This is a genomic window from uncultured Agrobacterium sp. (assembly GCA_913777615.1).
Classification (GTDB): domain Bacteria; phylum Pseudomonadota; class Alphaproteobacteria; order Rhizobiales; family Rhizobiaceae; genus Agrobacterium.
Genome location: CAJYTK010000022.1, coordinates 236618 through 253421, shown reverse-complemented (window position 1 = coordinate 253421; position 16804 = coordinate 236618). Strand labels below are relative to the sequence as shown.

Genomic DNA, 16804 nt, shown 5'->3' with positions numbered 1-16804 from the left:
ATTGAAGATCGCACCATGACCAGCAGCAATCGCATTGCCTTTCAGGGCGACTACGGCGCAAATTCCGACATGGCCTGCCGGGATGTCTTTCCGGATATGGATCCGCTGCCTTGCCCGACCTTTGAAGATGCGTTCAACGCGCTTGAAAATGGTGAAGCCGATCTCGCCATGATCCCGATCGAGAACACGCTGGCCGGACGCGTGGCAGATATCCACCACCTCCTGCCGGAATCGCGCCTTCATATCATTGGCGAATATTTCATGCCGATCCGTTTTCAGCTGATGGTGCTGCCTGGTGTCGAAAAGGACGAGATCAAGACGGTTCACAGTCACATCCACGCGCTTGGGCAGTGCCGCAAGATCATTCGCTCCAATGGCTGGAAGGCAATTGTCGCAGGCGATACCGCCGGTGCCGCGAAACTGGTGTCGGAAAAGGGTGATCGGACCATGGCGGCCCTTGCGCCGCGTTTGGCCTCCTCGCTCTACGGTCTCGATATCATCGCCGAAAACGTCGAGGATTCGGAAAACAATGTCACCCGTTTCGTCGTGCTCTCGCGCGATGAGCAATGGGTGAAGCGGACGTCTGCGCAGGATTTGATTGTCACCACCTTCGTCTTCAACGTGCGCAATATTCCGGCAGCGCTCTACAAGGCCATGGGCGGCTTTGCCACCAACGGGATCAACATGACGAAGCTCGAAAGTTACCAGATCGGTGGCAAATTCGTCGCAACACAGTTCTATGCGGATATCGAAGGGCATCCGGAAGACGAACCCGTGCGCCATGCACTGGAAGAGCTAAGGTTCTTCTCTGAGAAGGTCCGCATTCTCGGCGTTTACAAGGGACATGCGATGCGCGGAAAATTCAACACCGTCTGACTTTTGCGTGGGCGGGCGGGGAGGCTTAGGCCGCCCCGTCCCACTCGATCCAATCGCGCATCAGCCGATGGGCGATGGCGCCTTTCGGAGGCGGCAACTGGCCATTTGCCCCTGTCATCTGCAGAAGTTCCGCCACTTCCGCGCGGGTAAACCAGCGGCAATCCTCCAATTCGGCGTCGTCCCGGCTGATATCGAAAGACAGGGCTTCGGCAAAGCAGCCGATCATCAGCGTGTGTGGCATCGGCCATGGCTGTGAGGCATGGTAGCGAACGCGTCCCACCTGAATGGCAGCCTCTTCCCGGGTCTCGCGACGCACGGCGTTTTCGATCGTCTCCCCCGGCTCCACGAAGCCTGCTAGGCAGGAATACATGCCCGGCGGAAAATGCGCGCCGCGACCGAGCAGGCAGAGATCCCGCTCCAGATCGATCGTCAACATGATGACGACGGGATCGGTGCGCGGAAAGATGGTATGTCCGCAACCGGAACAGATGCGCTTGTAGCCGCCGATGCGAAGCTCCATCTGACCGGCGCATCGACCGCAGAAGCGATTGTCGGCGTTCCAGTTCATCAGGCTGACGGCTTGCGCCACCTCGCCCAAGAGTTCTTCGCCGATTAGCTGATCACGGTACAGCGTACGCGCGTCTGCTGCCTTGTAATGGCTGGCAAGCGTGTCTTCTGCCACCTTGATCGGGACAGCGATACGCGGCTCGCCATTCTGCTTGTAGCCGAGCAGGATCGCCTGCTCGAAATCGGGCTCCAGTTCTGCCAACTCGTAAGCGGCAAACAACGGGTCGAGAACCTGATCGTCATGCTTGAGGATCAGCTTGTTACCGGCAAAGGCAAGAAGATGCATCCCCTCTACCTTGAGGGCGTCGGCCACGCAGGTCTCGTTGCGGTTTTCGGCAAGCCGCTCAAGATCGTTCTGGGCGAATGCGGTGAGAGCGGACGGTTCGGGATGCGGCGAGGTGGTCTCGAAAATGCGATGTGAAGTCATCAGAGTGCGCCAGCCAGTTTCTTGATGAAATCCTGCTTGTCATGTTCCGCATAAGGGACAGGGGTGCCTTGTCCCCAGATCGGTCCCGGCCAGCAGGGGTCGCCCTCGTTGCGGGCGATGATATGGACATGGAGCTGGCGAACGATGTTTCCAAGAGCGCCGACATTGATTTTGACCGCTCCCGTCACCTCTTTCAGCGCCGAGGCGACGAGGTTGGTCTCAAACGTCAGCACTGCCTGGTCGAGCGGCGTAAGATCGAACAATTCGCTGACATCGTTTCGCTGCGGAACCAGCACGACCCATGGCCAGCGGCAATCGTTTTGCAGACGCAACTGGCACAGGCCAAGTGTGGTGATCAGCACGCTGTCGCGCGCCAGTCTTTCGTCCAGGTGGAATGGGCCCAAGGCATCCTCCCTAAAATAATCTGCGGTCTTGCGCCGCAGTTCGCGCTCAATAGTGACCTGTTTTCACAGAGATAGCAGTTTTTTCAAGGCCTGACTTGCATTTGCTTCTATTATTGCCGATATGTGGCGCCGGGAGGTTGGTGGTGGACGAGCCACTCGCCAACCGGGTCAGGTCCGGAAGGAAGCAGCCCTAACGAGCCAGGCACGGGTCGCCGTGCCAGCCTCCCACCTTTTCTTCTTAAGACACGCTCTGCTTCGCCGGGCCAGTTCAGCCTGAAGCGGGCCCCACTTCGAAAACTGGCGAGGCGATGAGCGACACCGGAACCAACATGCCCCAGACAAAAGAGCAGGGTACGGGTTACCGGGTATTGGCGCGTAAATACCGCCCGAAGGATTTCTCCGATCTGATGGTCGGGCAGGAGCCGATGGTTCGCACGCTGACCAACGCGTTCGAAACCGGCCGTATCGCCCAGGCCTATATGCTGACCGGCGTTCGCGGCGTGGGAAAAACCACCACGGCTCGTATTCTGGCGCGGGCGCTGAACTACAAGACGCCTGAGATCGACAAGCCAACCATCGACCTGCGCGTTCCGGGCGAGCATTGCCAGGCGATCATGGAAGGCCGTCATGTCGATGTGATCGAGATGGACGCCGCCTCGCACACCGGCATCGACGACATTCGCGAGATCATCGAGCAGGTGCGCTATCGCCCTGTATCGGCGCGCTACAAAGTCTACATCATCGACGAAGTGCACATGCTCTCGACACAGGCTTTCAACGGCCTGCTGAAGACGCTCGAAGAGCCGCCCGAGCATGTGAAATTCATCTTCGCCACCACCGAAATCCGCAAAGTTCCGATTACCGTTCTGTCGCGTTGCCAGCGTTTCGATCTTCGCCGCATCAGTGCCGCGGACCTCGTTGGCTTGTTCACGGCAATCGCATCCAAGGAAGGTTTCGAAGCCGAGCCGCAGGCGCTGTCGATGATTGCGCGTGCGGCAGAAGGTTCGGCGCGTGACGGTCTGTCGCTGCTGGATCAGGCAATTGCTCATGGCAGCGGACGCGTGGAGGCCGATGCGGTGCGCGGCATGCTCGGTCTTGCCGATCGTGCGCGCATCGTCGATCTCTTCCAGTACATCATCAAGGGCGATGTCGCGGCGGCACTGTCCGAATTCAATGCGCAGTATGAAGCGGGCGCCAATCCTGTTGTTGTCCTGAACGATCTGGCTGACTTTACTCATCTGGTCACCCGCATGAAATACGTGCCGGACGCTTCGGAAGATCCGTCATTGTCGGAGGTCGAGCGCCTTCGCGGTACAGAATTTGCCGATAGTGTTGCGGTCTCCACCCTGTCGCGCATCTGGCAGATGCTGTTGAAGGGAATTCCCGAAACGGAGAACGCTTCGCGCCCTGCCGGTGCCGCCGAAATGGTATTGATCCGCCTGTCGCACGCTGCCAACCTGCCGGCGCCGGAAGACGCGGCCCGTCGTCTCGAGGAACTCGCGAATGGCGCTGGCGCCATGCCGACTGGCGGTTCCGCTGGCAATGGGGGCAATGGTCATGGTGGCGGCGCACGCGCCTATGGCTCGACGCAGGCCGTCGCCTCAGCTCAGACATCGCCGCAGATGCAATCCGCGCCCCAGCCGACTGCCATGCTGCGCGCCGTGCCGGATAGCCGCCCGCAGGACATGCAGGTCGCGGCACCGCGTACCGAGGAACGGCCTGAACCGAAAGTGCCGGTCAAATCGGTGCAGGATATTGCCGATCTGGCGCAGAAGAATCGAGATCCCGTCATACGGGCTAAAGTCCGCAATTTCGTGCGTCTGGTGAAGATCGAGCCTGGCCGTCTTGATATGCGTCTTGGCGAAGGCGCGCCAGGCTCGCTCCCCGGCGAACTTGGCGTCAAGCTGAAGGAATGGACAGGCATCCACTGGATCGTCAGCCTCAGCAAGGACGAGGGTGAGCCGACTCTCGTCGAAGCGGAAGGCAATGCGCGTGACGCGCGTCTGGTCGATGCGCGGCAGGATCCGGATGTTGCAGCCATCCTCTCGCAGTTCCCCGGCGCAAAGATCACCGATGTGCGCATTCGTGCAGCCGTTCAGGAAGAAGTCGAAGACGTAAGCCCGCCTTCCGTTGCCGAATCGAGTGAAGGCGATATTCTTCCCGGCGACGATATCGAGTTTTGAGAAAACGGCAGAGTTGACGACCGTAGCCGTGTTCGGATCAACCGCCCCAACAACAAAAACAGGAGTTTCAGCCATGCGTGACATTATGGGCATGATGGGCAAGGTCAAGGAAATGCAGGCCAAGATGGAGAAGGTGCAGGAAGAAATTGCCGCACTCGAAGTCCACGGCAGCTCCGGCGGCGGCCTCGTGACCGTTACCCTCAATGGCAAGGGCGAAATGCGCGGCCTGAAGATCGACCCGTCACTCTTCAAGGAAGACGAAGTCGAAATCCTCGAAGACCTGATTGTTGCAGCCCATAAGGATGCGAAGGAAAAGGGTGAGGCCCAGGCTCAGGAGAAGATGGCCGGTATTACGGCTGGCCTGCCGATCCCGCCAGGCATGAAGTTTCCATTCTAAGATCCGACGCTCTTTGGCGGCATGGACCGCCAAGACTTAGGCGATCATCTCGCGAAAGCGAATGGCAAGGGGCGTGCCGAGAAAAGCGGCGCGCTCGTCCTGCGTCAAGCGGTTGGGCCGAAAGCGCTTGAGGATGACGGGGATCGGGAGTTTCGTACCGGCATACGGTATGAGGGTCACACTCTCCCCGGCCTCTATCATGCCGGTTTTAAGGACACGGCAGTAAGCCCCGGGATGACCTGCATCGCGAAAGCGCTTGGCAAAATGCGGGTCGCCGACACGGGCAGTGAGTGTGGCGCAGGGGATGCGCGCGGCGGTGACTTCCAGCGTCACCTGTTGAAGCTCAAGCCGATCCCCGACGCAAAGCGCGGCACTGTCCATGCCTTCGATCACAAGGTTTTCGCCGAAGAATCCGGGCTCGATTGGGTGACCGCGGTCTCCGGTCCAGAAGTCGAGGTCGCCCGAGCCCATGGCATAGATCGCCTGGTCCGGTCCTCCATGGTGCTTGCGGTTACAAACCGCGTCACCGACGATGCCTTGTACGTCCACCATCACAGGGCCAATTACAGCGTGCTTGAAGATGCCGGTCTTGGATGTCTTGCCGGGTAGCGCCTGTGCATCGGCGCGACAAATAGCCTGAATTTTCATGAGATGCCTTCTGCCCTTACCGATTCCCGTTCAACGAATAATGCAGTAGAAACGCTCCATGGCAAAACGAGTCACCGGTCCCGAAATCGAAAAACTGATCCAGCTTCTGGCAAAGGTGCCGGGACTTGGGCCTCGCTCTGCGCGCCGCGCGGCGCTGCACCTCATCAAGAAGAAGGAGCAGTTACTCGGCCCGCTTGGGAGCGCCATGGGCGAAGCCTATGACAAGGTCAAGATCTGCTCCTGTTGCGGCAATGTCGATACGATCGATCCCTGCACTGTCTGTACCGATGTGCAGCGCGACCAGTCGGTCATCATCGTTGTGGAAGATGTGTCCGATCTCTGGGCGCTGGAACGGGCAGGGGCGATGAACACGGCCTATCACGTGCTGGGCGGCACGCTCTCCCCGCTGGATGGGGTCGGCCCTGAGGATTTGAACATCAAGGGCCTGATCGACCGCGTGAGTGTCGGCGGCATTCGCGAGTTGATAATCGCCGTCAACGCCACCGTCGAGGGCCAGGCGACTGCGCATTACATCACTGATCGACTGACCGATCTCGACGTCAAGATCACGCGCCTCGCCCATGGAGTTCCGGTCGGTGGCGAGTTGGATTATCTCGACGAAGGCACACTGACCGCGGCGCTTCGAGCCCGCACAGCGATTTAAATAGCATACGATAAGGAGACCGAATGCGCGCTCACACAATCGGCCTTGCAGTCGCCGCCGCAGTTTCTCTTCTCTCTTCAGGCGCAGCACTTGCCCAGTCTATCCCGACGGGAGCCGCGGCCGCAAAATACGATGCGGAATTCAACGCCTGGCTGAAGCGGGAAATCTGGCCGGAAGCGAAAAAGGCCGGGGTGTCGCAAAAGACGCTTGAAGCCGCACTGACGGGTTTGACGATCAACTGGAAACTGCCGGACGTTCTCGTGCCGGGCCAGAAGCCACCCAAGGAGCAGGCGCAAAGCCAGGCCGAGTTCTCCTCTCCCGGAGCGTATTTTTCCGAAAAGCGGCTTCAGGGTCTTGCGGCAACGGGGCGCTCGCTTGCCGCCACCCATGCTGCCACCCTCAAGCGTATCGAAGCGACCTATGGCGTTCCCGGCAATATCGTTATCGCCATTTGGGGCCGTGAGTCTGGTTTCGGTCGTGCGAAGCTTCCCAATTCCGTCATCGACGTATTGGCGACCAAGGCCTATGCCTCCACCCGCAAGGACATGTTCCGGGCCGAGCTGATCGATGCGCTGAAGATTGCCGAAAGCGGCGACGTGCCACCCTCGCGGATGATGGGATCCTGGGCTGGCGCGCTCGGGCAACCGCAGTTCATGCCGTCGAGTTACCTCAAATATGCCGTCGATTTCGACGGAGACGGCCATCGCGATATCTGGAATTCGGTACCCGACGCCTTGGCATCCATCGCCAACTATCTATCGAAACGCGGCTGGCAGCGCGACCGCGACTGGGGTTTTGAGGTTTCCATACCAGACAATGTTTCCTGCGCGCAGGAAGGTCCGGATCTGGCGAAGCTGGTGTCTCAATGGGCCAAGATGGGCATCACCCGCGTTTCTGGAAAAGGCTTTCCGTCCAACGACTTGAGCGCCGATGGCATGATGCTGGTTCCCGCCGGTCGCCACGGCCCGGAATTCGTCGTGACGCCGAATTTCTACGTCATCAAGGAGTATAACAACTCCGATCTCTACGCGCTTTTCATCGGCAATCTCGCTGATCGCATTGCCTATGGTGGGGGCCCGTTCAAGGCGGAATGGGGCAATGTCGGCTCCATGCTCCGTTCCGATGTGCTTGCCATGCAGAAGGCATTGGTTGCCAAGGGCTATGATGTCGGCAAGGCCGATGGCCTGGCCGGCTTCAAGACCCGCCGATCGCTGGGTGATTGGCAGGCAAAGAACGGCTTGAAGCCGACCTGCTTTCCTGATGCTTCCCTGAAAACAAAGCTCAGGTAAACCGTCTGAACGCGAGGTCAGTTTGTCGATCCGCTCAATGCGGATCGATATGGGCCTTATGGAAAATATCGTCCTGCGGCGGGATCGCCTGGCGCTCGATCATCCGGTGGACGCGGGGGCGTGTCTTGCCCTTGTGTAGCGTCAGGATGCGATCCCAGCTTTCCGCGTCGGCCTGGGTCCGTCGGTGATTGTGGCGGACATATTCGACCCAGGTCGGGACGTGGTAGATCTCCGTCCAGACATCCGGGTTTTCCAGATCCCGCATCAGGCTCCAGTTGCGCGCGCCATCGCGGATGCGGATGCGACGGCGCTCTGCCATGATCGCCATGAACTCCGGCAGATCGGCATCGTCGATCTCGTAATCCACCATGATCGCGATCGGGCCGCTGCGGGGTTTAACATCCAGTCGCAGAGGCGGCTCGACGAAGCGATTCAGCGGATCGAGGTTCAGTGAGGCGAAGGCCGGCATGGTGAGCTTGAAGCCGACGACGACGCCAAGCAGCATCAGCACACAGGAACAAAGGAGCGAGAAGGTCAGGCCATGATCTTCCGCCAGAGAGCCCCAGAGCCAACTGCCGACCGCGATGCCGCCGAAGGTCAGCGTCTGGTAGAGCGAGAGCGCACGCCCAACGACCCACCGGGGGGTGGAGAGCTGCACGATGGTGTTGAAAAGCGAGAGCGCCAGAACCCAACTGGCACCTGAAATCGTCAGAAACAGGCTGGTGATGATCGCATTGGTGCTGATGGCGGTAACGCCGGCGCTCAAGGCGAAGCCGAGAAAGGCGACCCGCACGATCCACTCGCTGCTCATCATCTCGCGAAGCCTGGCGCTCATCAGCGCCCCACCGATAGCGCCAACGCCGAAGGCGCCGAGCATGATGCCGTAGGTCAGCGGTCCGCCTTCGACGAGATCGCGCGCCACGAGCGGCATCAGCGCCAGGATAGCGCTGGCGGAAAGGCCGAAGAGAAAGCCGCGCACCAGAACTTTGCCGATATTGGGCGACATCGCGACATAGCGCATACCGGCGGAGATCGCGGCCAGCAACTGCTCACGCGGGAGCGTCGAATTGTTCTTTGGCGGTTGCCATTTGAACAGTGCATAGATCAGCGTGAAGTAGCTAAGCGCATTGACAAGAAAGGCTGCCGCGGCACCGGCTGCCGCGACGATGACACCACCGATGGCAGGGCCGACGCTACGGGTGATGTTGAAACCGACGCTGTTGAGCGTCACCGCCGCAGGCAGGTCCTCCCGCGGCACCATCTCACCGACCGATGCCTGCCAAGACGGATTGTTCAGCGCCGTACCGCAGCCGATCATGAAGGTGAAGAACAGAAGCAGCCATGGGGTCAGAAGATTCGCCCAGGCAAAGACTGTCAGCAGGATCGACGCGGCAAGCATCAGGAACTGCGCGGACAGCATGATCCGACGCCGATCGAAACTGTCGGCAAGCGCGCCGGAAATCAGCGAGAACAGCATGATCGGCAGCGAGGTAGAGGCCTGCACCAGCGCGATCATGTTCTCGGACGTCGAAAGTGCCGTCATCATCCATGCGGCACCCACGGCCTGGATGAGCCCGCCGAAGTTGGACGCGATGCTGGCGAACCAGATGCGCTTGTAAGTCGGGTGCCGGAGTGGCGCGAGTGGCGATTGACGGTCGGGCACGAGCGATCCAATTGATTTCAACTGCTGTTCTGGCAGCAGGCACTATAAAGGTCGATGGCGGTGACACCACCCATTCAAACGCTGCAAAGGTGAAATTGTGGCAGAAAAAATCGAATATTCGGATTTGCGCCGCAAACCTTGCATTTCCGGACAGAAGGGTTTATATCCCCGTTCAAATTCTTGATCGTCTGATGAAGAGTGGGGTCCCCAAGGCCCCGCTCTTTTTCGTTAGGCGGATCGTCAAACCGGAGCAGATGTTCCGCGCAAAGAACACCGGAAGAGCATAATGGCAGCAGCCGAACCGAGACTGATAACCGAAACAGGCATCGACCAGCGGATCGCCGAGATCATCGAGCCGATTTTGACCGGAATGGGTTTCGTGCTTGTCAGGGTCCGGCTTTCCAGCCAGAATGGCTCGACATTGCAGATCATGGCCGAACGTGAAGACGGGACCATGACCGTTCAGGATTGCGAAGCCGTCTCGATGGCCATTTCGCCGGTCCTCGATGTGGAAGATCCCGTCGAAAAGGCGTATCATCTGGAAGTGTCCTCGCCTGGCATCGACCGTCCGATGGTTCGCAAGTCCGATTTTGTTCGCTGGCAGGGGCATCTCGTCAAGGTCGAGACCTCGATCCTGGTGGATAATCGCAAGCGCTTCCGTGGCAAGATCGCGGAAGTCGAGGCTGACAGCTTCAAGCTCGAGCGCGACCAGATCGGCTATGGCGAAGAGCCGGTCGTGACGATCCCGTTCAACACGCTGTCTGATGCCAAACTGGTTTTGACGGATGACCTTATTCGTGACGCGCTGAAGGCGGACAAGCAGGCCAAGGCCGCTGCTGCCAATCAGAACGAAGAAGCAGACGAAGATTGATTTTTTGAGAGACCCTGCGGGGCTCTTCCAACGCAAACATGCGACTTACGGAGACAAAAAAATGGCAGTGAGTGCTAACCGGCTTGAGCTTCTGCAGATCGCCGATGCTGTGGCGCGCGAAAAGGTCATCGACCGCGAGATCGTGCTTGCCGCAATGGCCGATGCCATCCAGAAGGCCGCCCGTTCGCGTTACGGTTCCGAGACCAATATTCGCGCCGACATCAACTCCAAGACCGGCGAAATCCGCCTTCAGCGTCTTCTGGAAGTGGTAGACAAGGCCGAAGATTACTCCACCCAGATTCCGCTGGAGCTGGCACGCGACCGCAACCCCGATGCCAAGCTCGGTGACTTCATAGCCGATCCGCTGCCGCCGATGGATTTCGGCCGTATCGCTGCCCAGTCCGCCAAGCAGGTCATCGTGCAGAAGGTTCGCGAAGCCGAGCGTGACCGTCAGTTCGACGAGTTCAAGGATCGTATCGGCGAAATCATCAACGGCACGGTCAAGCGCGTCGAATATGGCAACGTCATTGTCGATCTCGGCCGTGGCGAAGGCATTATCCGCCGTGATGAGATGATCCCGCGCGAAAACTTGCGCTACGGCGATCGCGTCCGCGCCTATGTTTATGACGTTCGTCGCGAGCAGCGCGGCCCGCAGATTTTCCTGTCGCGTACCCATCCGCAGTTCATGGTCAAGCTCTTCACCATGGAAGTGCCGGAAATCTACGACGGCATCATTCAGATCAAGTCGGTTGCCCGTGATCCGGGTTCGCGCGCCAAGATCGCCGTGATTTCCAATGACAGCTCGATCGATCCGGTCGGTGCTTGCGTCGGTATGCGCGGTTCGCGCGTTCAGGCCGTCGTTGGTGAGCTTCAGGGCGAAAAGATCGACATCATTCCCTGGAGCCAGGAGCCTGCAAGCTTCATCGTCAATGCGCTTCAGCCTGCGGAAGTGGCCAAGGTCGTTCTGGATGAAGAGTCCGAGCGTATCGAAGTGGTCGTTCCCGACGAGCAGCTGTCGCTTGCGATTGGCCGTCGCGGTCAGAACGTCCGCCTCGCTTCGCAGCTGACCGGCTGGGATATCGACATCATGACGGAGCAGGAAGAGTCCGAGCGTCGTCAGAAGGAATTCAACGAGCGTACCAACCTCTTCATGGAAGCGCTGGACGTCGACGAAATGGTCGGCCAGGTTCTGGCATCCGAAGGCTTCGCCCAGGTCGAGGAGCTGGCCTATGTCGAGCTGGATGAAATCTCCTCTATCGACGGCTTCGATGAAGACACCGCTGTCGAAATCCAGACGCGCGCCAAGGAATATCTCGACCGCGTCGAAGCGGAAATGGATGCCAAGCGCAAGGAACTCGGCGTTGCCGACGAACTGCGCCGGATCGACGGCCTGACATCGCAGATGATGGTGGCTCTCGGCGAAGACGGCATCAAGACGGTCGAAGACTTTGCCGGCTGCGCGGCGGACGATCTCGTCGGCTGGACCGAGCGCAAGGATGGCGAGACCAAGAAGTTCGACGGCATCTTCTCCAAGCTCGACGTCTCTCGCGTCGAGGCCGAAAACATGGTTCTGCAGGCTCGTCTTCTGGCTGGCTGGATCACCGAAGAAGAACTGGCTGCTGAACAGCAGGCTGCCGAGGAGGCGGATACCGCCGTTGAGGAATGATATCGCAGGCGCATGAACCGGATGCCGGGTCCGATGAGGATCTGGCAGAAGGCAACGTCAACGGACGTATGTGCATTGTTACACGACAGAGTGGATCGCCAGATGAGTTGATCCGCTTTGTCGCAGGCCCGGACGGTCAAATCGTGCCGGACCTGAAGCGCCAATTGCCGGGGCGCGGTTGCTGGGTGACAGCCGACCGAGCGCTGGTGGAAAAGGCGATCGCAAAGAAGCTCTTTGCGCGCGCCTTGAAAACGGACGTCAAGGCTGGACCGGATCTTCTTGAGATGCTGGACCGGCTGATGACGCAGCAGGTAACGGGCATGATGAACATGGCGCGCAAAGCTGGCCAGTTCATCAGCGGCGCCATGAAGGTCGATGCGGCCGTCCGTTCCGGACAGGCGCTGGCGGTCTTCCACGCAACCGATGCCGCCGCTGATGGCGTTCGGAAACTGGATCAGGCCCGCAAGGCCTGGGCACTCGGTACGGGTGCCGATGAAATACCGTCCTTGAAGCTCTTTACCGGGGCCGAAATGGACGAACTATTGGGCCAGAATGCTTTTATCCATGCCTGCGCGCTTGCAGGACAGGCGGGTGAGGGTGTAGTGAAGCGCGCAAAGATGCTCGAGCGATATCGCCATGGCGAAAAAGCTCCAGCGGACATTGGCGCTGCCCGGACAGAACGACAATGACGCGGTTATCGGACAACACCGGCCGCCGCGTTCGGATGCAGCTATTGAAAGACAGGGCCTGATGGTGTCATCCGGCTCTCGTCTGTAGGAACGGGAACGGAATGACCGATAACAACGACGACAAGACACTCAACGCACAACCCAAGAAGACTCTCACCCTCAAGCCGGGTGGGTTGAACCAGGGTACCGTGCGTCAGGACATGGGTCGTGGTCGCACCAACGCAGTTGTCGTGGAAACACGCAAGCGTCGCCCCATGCGTCCTGAAGACGAGAAGCAAGGTGGCGCAGCCGCAGCTCCTGTTGCCCAGCAGCCACGCGCAGCAGCGCCTGCGGCGCCGGTTCCACCGCGCCCGCAGCCGTCTCATCCGGCACCTCGCGTTCAGCAGACCAACAACCAGCAGCGTCCTCAGCCGTCGGCTCAACCGCGCCAGCAGGATCGTCCGCGCGGAAACGTGCTGCACGACCTCTCTGCCGGTGAGATGGAAGCACGCCGTCGGGCGCTGATGGAAGCTCAGGCTCGCGACGTGGTCGAAGCCAAGCAACGCGCCGAAGACGAAGCGCGCCGCAAGGTGGAAGAAGAGCGCCGCATTGCCGCCGAGAAGGAAGAGGCAGCGCGTCGCGCCGCTGAAGAGGCTGCCGCTGCCAAGGCTGCTGAGAACGAGCCACCTGCCAGAGAAGAGCAGGCCGCAGTTCGTCCGACGGCCGCAACAGCGCAGCCTGTGCGCCGTGACGTTCGCCCGCAGTCCACGCGTCCCTCGCCCGCAGCAGCGGCGCCTGCACCTGCGCCGGAGATGCCCGGTCGTGGCGCTCCGGGCGTTCGCCGCACCGACAAGGATGACGAGGACGATCGTGGCGCACGCCGCACCGGCATGCCAATGCGCGGCAAGGCGCCAGCCCCTGCGCCCGCAAAGCCCGCTGCCCGTCTGAAGACGGAAGAAGAGCGTCGTCGCGGCAAGCTCACCGTCACATCGAACCTCGACGAAGAGGGCGCGCAGCGCGGCCGTTCGCTGGCCTCCATGCGCCGTCGCCAGGAGAAGTTCCGCCGCAGCCAGATGCAGGAAACCCGCGAGAAGATTTCCCGCGAAGTTGTCCTGCCCGAGACCATCACCATTCAGGAGCTGTCGCAGCGCATGTCCGAACGTGCGGTGGACGTCATCAAGTACCTGATGAAGGAAGGCCAGATGATGAAGCCGGGCGACGTCATCGACGCCGATCTGGCCGAACTGATTGCCGGCGAATTCGGCCACACCGTCAAGCGCGTGTCGGAATCCGACATTGAAGAAGGTATCTTCAATGTTGCCGACGTCGAAGGCGACATGGTTTCGCGTCCTCCGGTCGTCACCATCATGGGTCACGTCGACCACGGCAAGACCTCGCTGCTCGACGCCATCCGTCAGGCAAACGTGGTTGCTGGCGAAGCCGGTGGCATCACCCAGCATATCGGTGCCTATCAGGTCGAGCAGAACGGCCAGAAGATCACCTTCATCGACACCCCAGGCCACGCCGCCTTCACGGCCATGCGTGCCCGTGGTGCGCAGGCAACCGACATCGCGATCCTCGTGGTTGCGGCTGACGACAGCGTGATGCCGCAGACGATCGAATCGATCAATCACGCCAAGGCAGCCGGCGTGCCGATCATCGTGGCGATCAACAAGATCGACAAGCATGAGGCAAACCCTGAAAAGGTTCGCCAGCAGCTGCTCCAGCACGAAGTCTTCGTGGAATCCATGGGCGGTGAAGTGCTTGACGTCGAAGTCTCGGCCAAGAAGAAGCAGGGCCTCGACAAGCTGCTCGAAGCCATCCTGCTGCAGGCCGAAATCCTCGACCTCAAGGCAGACCCAAGCCGTACTGCAGAAGGCACGGTCATCGAAGCCGAACTCGACCGCGGTCGTGGTGCAGTAGCGACCGTGCTCGTTCAGAAGGGTACGCTGAAGCCTGGCCAAATCATCGTTGCTGGTGATCAGTGGGGCCGCGTCCGCGCACTCGTCAACGACAAGGGCGACCACGTCAAGGAAGCGGGTCCTGCCATGCCGGTCGAAATTCTCGGCCTGTCCGGCACACCGTCTGCCGGTGACCGTTTCGCCGTCGTCGAAAGCGAAAGCCGCGCTCGCGAGATTTCCGAGTATCGTCAGCGTCTTGCCCGCGACAAGGCCGTTGCTCGCCAAACTGGCCAGCGCGGTTCTCTTGAGCAGATGATGAGCCAGCTACAGACCTCCGGCATGAAGGAGTTCCCGCTGGTCATCAAGGCCGACGTGCAGGGTTCCGTGGAGGCGATCATCGCATCGCTCGAAAAGCTCGGTACCGACGAAGTCCGCGCACGCATTGTCCACTCGGGCGCAGGCGCCATCACGGAATCGGATATTTCTCTGGCAGAAGCGTCCAACGCCGCGATCATCGGCTTCAACGTCCGTCCCAATGCCCAGGCCCGTACAGCGTCTGAGCGCGCCGGCATCGAGATCCGCTACTATAACATCATCTACGATCTGGTGGATGACGTGAAGGCGGCCATGTCCGGTCTTCTTTCGCCGGAACGTCGCGAGACCTTCCTCGGCAATGCCGAAATCCTCGAAGTCTTCAACATCACCAAGGTCGGCAAGGTTGCCGGTTGCCGTGTCGTCGAAGGCAAGGTGGAACGTGGTGCAGGCGTCCGTCTGGTTCGCGACAACGTCGTCATCCATGAAGGCAAGCTCAAGACGCTCAAGCGCTTCAAGGACGAAGTCAGCGAAGTGCCGGTCGGTCAGGAATGCGGTATGGCCTTCGAGAACTACGAAGACATCCGCGCTGGCGACACGATCGAGTGCTTCCGCGTCGAGCATATTACCAGAACGCTCTAAGCGCTCTGCTTGATTGTAAAACTTTGAGAGCGAGCGCTGGTTAACCGGCGCTCGCTGAATTTTAAGATACTCCGGCAGAAGGGTTTACAAGAAACCTTCTGGCGAGAGTGCTGGAAACAAAGGTCGGAGAGCTGGAAAGCGTGCCGACTGTCGTCTTCCAATATGCTGAGGCAAGAATAACAATGGCAAAAGCAACTTCATCAGCCCCTTCACAACGCATGCTGCGCGTCGGCGAGCAGGTTCGCGCGGCTCTGACGCAAATTCTTCAGCGCGGCGAAGTGCGTGACGACCTTCTGGAAAAGACGGTGATTTCGATTTCGGAAGTGCGCATGTCTCCCGATCTGAAGATCGCCACCGCCTATGTGACGCCACTTGGCGTTCCCGACCATACCGAAAGTATCGATGCTTTAAACCGGCACGCCAAGTTCATTCGTGGACGGCTGGGACCGCAATTGCGCCAGATGAAATATGTTCCGGAAGTCCGCTTCCGCGACGATACCAGCTTCGACAATTATCAGAAGATCGACGCCCTGCTGCGTTCTCCGGAAGTGCAGCGCGATCTTGGATCTTCCAACGAAAAAGACGACGAACAGAACTGAAGAATGTCCAAACCACGCAAACCTAAGGGCCGCCCGGTTTCCGGCTGGCTCATTCTCGACAAGCCGTTCGATTTCGGCTCTACCGAGGCCGTCTCCAAGATCAAATGGCTGTTCAATGCGCAGAAGGCAGGTCATGCCGGAACGCTGGATCCGCTGGCCTCTGGCATGTTGCCGATTGCGCTAGGCGATGCCACGAAAACCGTGCCTTACGTCATGGACGGCCGCAAGATTTACGAGTTCTGCGTCACCTGGGGTGAAGAGCGCACCACCGACGATATGGAGGGTGAGGTACTCAACAGCTCCGACAATCGTCCGGGCGAGCAGGCAATCCGCGAGCTTCTGCCAAAATACACCGGCACGATTCTCCAGATCCCGCCGCAGTTTTCCGCCATCAAGATTGCTGGCGAGCGTGCCTATGACCTGGCCCGTGAGGGTGAAGTCGTGGAAATTCCTGCACGTGAGGTCGAGGTTCATCGGCTCACGCTGCTTGGCTGTCCGGATGAAAACACCGCGCATTTCGAAGTGGAATGCGGCAAGGGCACCTATGTCCGTGCGCTGGCGCGTGACATGGGCCGCGATCTCGGCTGCTACGGTTTCATCTCCGAGCTTCGTCGCTCCATGGTCGCACCTTTTGCCGAAGATGCGATGGTGCCGCTGGAAAAGCTGATCGAACTTGAGTCGATCGAAGACCGCGACGAGCGCTTGGCAGCACTCGACGCCTATCTCATCGATACATCGGAAGCGCTGTCTTCGCTGCCGCATCTCATCATCAATGATGATCAAGCCCACCGCCTGAAGATGGGCAACCCCATTCTGCTACGCGGACGCGATGCGCCGACGCAGGAATCCGAAGCCTATGCGACCGCCCGCGGCAAACTGGTGGCGATCGGCGAGATCGGCCAGGGAGAATTCCGCCCAAAGCGCGTTTTCGGCTAAGCCGAAACCAGGTTGACCCGCTGCAAATCCTATTTATGCCGGCGATCATTGGTCGCCGGTTTTTCTATTTGGCGCATGGCATAGGGACGCT

Annotated in this window: 16 protein-coding genes and 1 other RNA gene; 13 read left to right on the top strand and 4 right to left on the bottom strand. The window is 59.7% G+C overall.

Annotated features, from left to right (window positions below; translation table 11 throughout):
• Positions 1-15: 15 nt before the first annotated feature.
• Positions 16-876 (top strand): prephenate dehydratase, encoded by an 861-nt coding sequence (locus QZ862_RS20705; protein WP_296015878.1) that lies wholly within the window; start codon positions 16-18, stop codon positions 874-876.
• A gap of 25 nt (positions 877-901) precedes the next feature.
• Here the strand turns inward: QZ862_RS20705 and nudC are convergent, their stop codons facing one another.
• Complete coding sequence (nudC, locus tag QZ862_RS20700; RefSeq protein WP_296015879.1) at positions 902-1870, bottom strand: NAD(+) diphosphatase; 969 nt, start codon at positions 1868-1870, stop codon at positions 902-904.
• A complete protein-coding gene (locus QZ862_RS20695; RefSeq protein WP_296015881.1) occupies positions 1870-2274 on the bottom strand; it encodes an HIT family protein in 405 nt (134 codons plus the stop codon). Before QZ862_RS20695 ends, nudC begins: the two co-directional genes overlap by 1 nt.
• 132 nt (positions 2275-2406) lie before the next feature.
• Here QZ862_RS20695 and ffs point away from each other — a divergent pair.
• From ffs to QZ862_RS20680, 3 genes are all read left to right on the top strand, one after another.
• Positions 2407-2503: signal recognition particle sRNA small type (ffs, locus tag QZ862_RS20690), an RNA gene on the top strand.
• Positions 2504-2582: 79 nt separating this feature from the next.
• Positions 2583-4457 carry a DNA polymerase III subunit gamma/tau gene (locus tag QZ862_RS20685; protein WP_296101588.1) on the top strand — a complete coding sequence of 625 codons (1875 nt, stop codon included), beginning with the start codon at positions 2583-2585 and terminating at the stop codon, positions 4455-4457.
• Positions 4458-4530: 73 nt separating this feature from the next.
• Positions 4531-4854, top strand: a complete 324-nt coding sequence (locus QZ862_RS20680; RefSeq protein ID WP_296015885.1) for a YbaB/EbfC family nucleoid-associated protein — start codon at positions 4531-4533, stop codon at positions 4852-4854.
• 36 nt (positions 4855-4890) lie between these two features.
• Here QZ862_RS20680 and QZ862_RS20675 read toward each other — a convergent pair whose 3' ends face one another.
• Positions 4891-5502, bottom strand: coding sequence for an MOSC domain-containing protein (locus QZ862_RS20675; protein ID WP_296101587.1), 612 nt, complete (start codon positions 5500-5502; stop codon positions 4891-4893).
• 58 nt (positions 5503-5560) lie between these two features.
• Between QZ862_RS20675 and recR the strand changes: the two genes are divergently transcribed.
• Together recR and QZ862_RS20665 are read left to right on the top strand one after the other, a co-directional pair.
• Positions 5561-6166 (top strand): recombination mediator RecR, encoded by a 606-nt coding sequence (recR, locus tag QZ862_RS20670; protein WP_296015888.1) that lies wholly within the window; start codon positions 5561-5563, stop codon positions 6164-6166.
• A gap of 23 nt (positions 6167-6189) precedes the next feature.
• Positions 6190-7455: a lytic murein transglycosylase gene (locus tag QZ862_RS20665; protein WP_296101586.1), complete on the top strand. Its 1266-nt coding sequence runs from the start codon at positions 6190-6192 to the stop codon at positions 7453-7455.
• A 34-nt stretch (positions 7456-7489) separates the two neighbouring features.
• Here the strand turns inward: QZ862_RS20665 and QZ862_RS20660 are convergent, their stop codons facing one another.
• Complete coding sequence (locus QZ862_RS20660) at positions 7490-9118, bottom strand: MFS transporter (protein WP_296015890.1); 1629 nt, start codon at positions 9116-9118, stop codon at positions 7490-7492.
• Between QZ862_RS20660 and QZ862_RS20655 the strand changes: the two genes are divergently transcribed.
• The 7 genes from QZ862_RS20655 (at position 9097) to truB (ending at position 16713) form a co-directional block, all read left to right on the top strand.
• Entirely contained in the window at positions 9097-9405 is a 309-nt protein-coding gene (locus tag QZ862_RS20655; protein WP_296015892.1) for a hypothetical protein, read from the top strand. The two genes, QZ862_RS20660 and QZ862_RS20655, sit on opposite strands and share 22 nt — an antisense overlap.
• Entirely contained in the window at positions 9405-9989 is a 585-nt protein-coding gene (gene rimP, locus QZ862_RS20650) for a ribosome maturation factor RimP (protein ID WP_113178789.1), read from the top strand. Before QZ862_RS20655 ends, rimP begins: the two co-directional genes overlap by 1 nt.
• Positions 9990-10050: 61 nt before the next feature.
• Positions 10051-11655 (top strand): transcription termination factor NusA, encoded by a 1605-nt coding sequence (gene nusA, locus QZ862_RS20645; RefSeq protein ID WP_296083433.1) that lies wholly within the window; start codon positions 10051-10053, stop codon positions 11653-11655.
• On the top strand, positions 11652-12344 hold the full coding sequence (locus QZ862_RS20640; RefSeq protein WP_296015899.1) for an RNA-binding protein: 693 nt from the start codon (positions 11652-11654) through the stop codon (positions 12342-12344). Before nusA ends, QZ862_RS20640 begins: the two co-directional genes overlap by 4 nt.
• A 101-nt stretch (positions 12345-12445) precedes the next feature.
• Positions 12446-15178 (top strand): translation initiation factor IF-2, encoded by a 2733-nt coding sequence (gene infB, locus QZ862_RS20635; RefSeq protein ID WP_296101585.1) that lies wholly within the window; start codon positions 12446-12448, stop codon positions 15176-15178.
• Positions 15179-15360: 182 nt separating this feature from the next.
• Complete coding sequence (rbfA, locus tag QZ862_RS20630; RefSeq protein WP_296015904.1) at positions 15361-15777, top strand: 30S ribosome-binding factor RbfA; 417 nt, start codon at positions 15361-15363, stop codon at positions 15775-15777.
• A 3-nt stretch (positions 15778-15780) separates the two neighbouring features.
• Positions 15781-16713, top strand: coding sequence for a tRNA pseudouridine(55) synthase TruB (gene truB / locus QZ862_RS20625; protein ID WP_296101584.1), 933 nt, complete (start codon positions 15781-15783; stop codon positions 16711-16713).
• Positions 16714-16804 lie beyond the last annotated feature (91 nt).

Coding starts and splice junctions, on each gene's coding strand:
- QZ862_RS20705 (WP_296015878.1), top strand. CDS start 16: ATGACCAGCAGCAATCGCATTGCCTTTCAGGGCGACTACGGCGCAAAT.
- nudC (WP_296015879.1), bottom strand. CDS start 1,870: ATGACTTCACATCGCATTTTCGAGACCACCTCGCCGCATCCCGAACCG.
- QZ862_RS20685 (WP_296101588.1), top strand. CDS start 2,583: ATGAGCGACACCGGAACCAACATGCCCCAGACAAAAGAGCAGGGTACG.
- QZ862_RS20680 (WP_296015885.1), top strand. CDS start 4,531: ATGCGTGACATTATGGGCATGATGGGCAAGGTCAAGGAAATGCAGGCC.
- QZ862_RS20675 (WP_296101587.1), bottom strand. CDS start 5,502: ATGAAAATTCAGGCTATTTGTCGCGCCGATGCACAGGCGCTACCCGGC.
- recR (WP_296015888.1), top strand. CDS start 5,561: ATGGCAAAACGAGTCACCGGTCCCGAAATCGAAAAACTGATCCAGCTT.
- QZ862_RS20665 (WP_296101586.1), top strand. CDS start 6,190: ATGCGCGCTCACACAATCGGCCTTGCAGTCGCCGCCGCAGTTTCTCTT.
- rimP (WP_113178789.1), top strand. CDS start 9,405: ATGGCAGCAGCCGAACCGAGACTGATAACCGAAACAGGCATCGACCAG.
- nusA (WP_296083433.1), top strand. CDS start 10,051: ATGGCAGTGAGTGCTAACCGGCTTGAGCTTCTGCAGATCGCCGATGCT.
- QZ862_RS20640 (WP_296015899.1), top strand. CDS start 11,652: ATGATATCGCAGGCGCATGAACCGGATGCCGGGTCCGATGAGGATCTG.
- infB (WP_296101585.1), top strand. CDS start 12,446: ATGACCGATAACAACGACGACAAGACACTCAACGCACAACCCAAGAAG.
- rbfA (WP_296015904.1), top strand. CDS start 15,361: ATGGCAAAAGCAACTTCATCAGCCCCTTCACAACGCATGCTGCGCGTC.
- truB (WP_296101584.1), top strand. CDS start 15,781: ATGTCCAAACCACGCAAACCTAAGGGCCGCCCGGTTTCCGGCTGGCTC.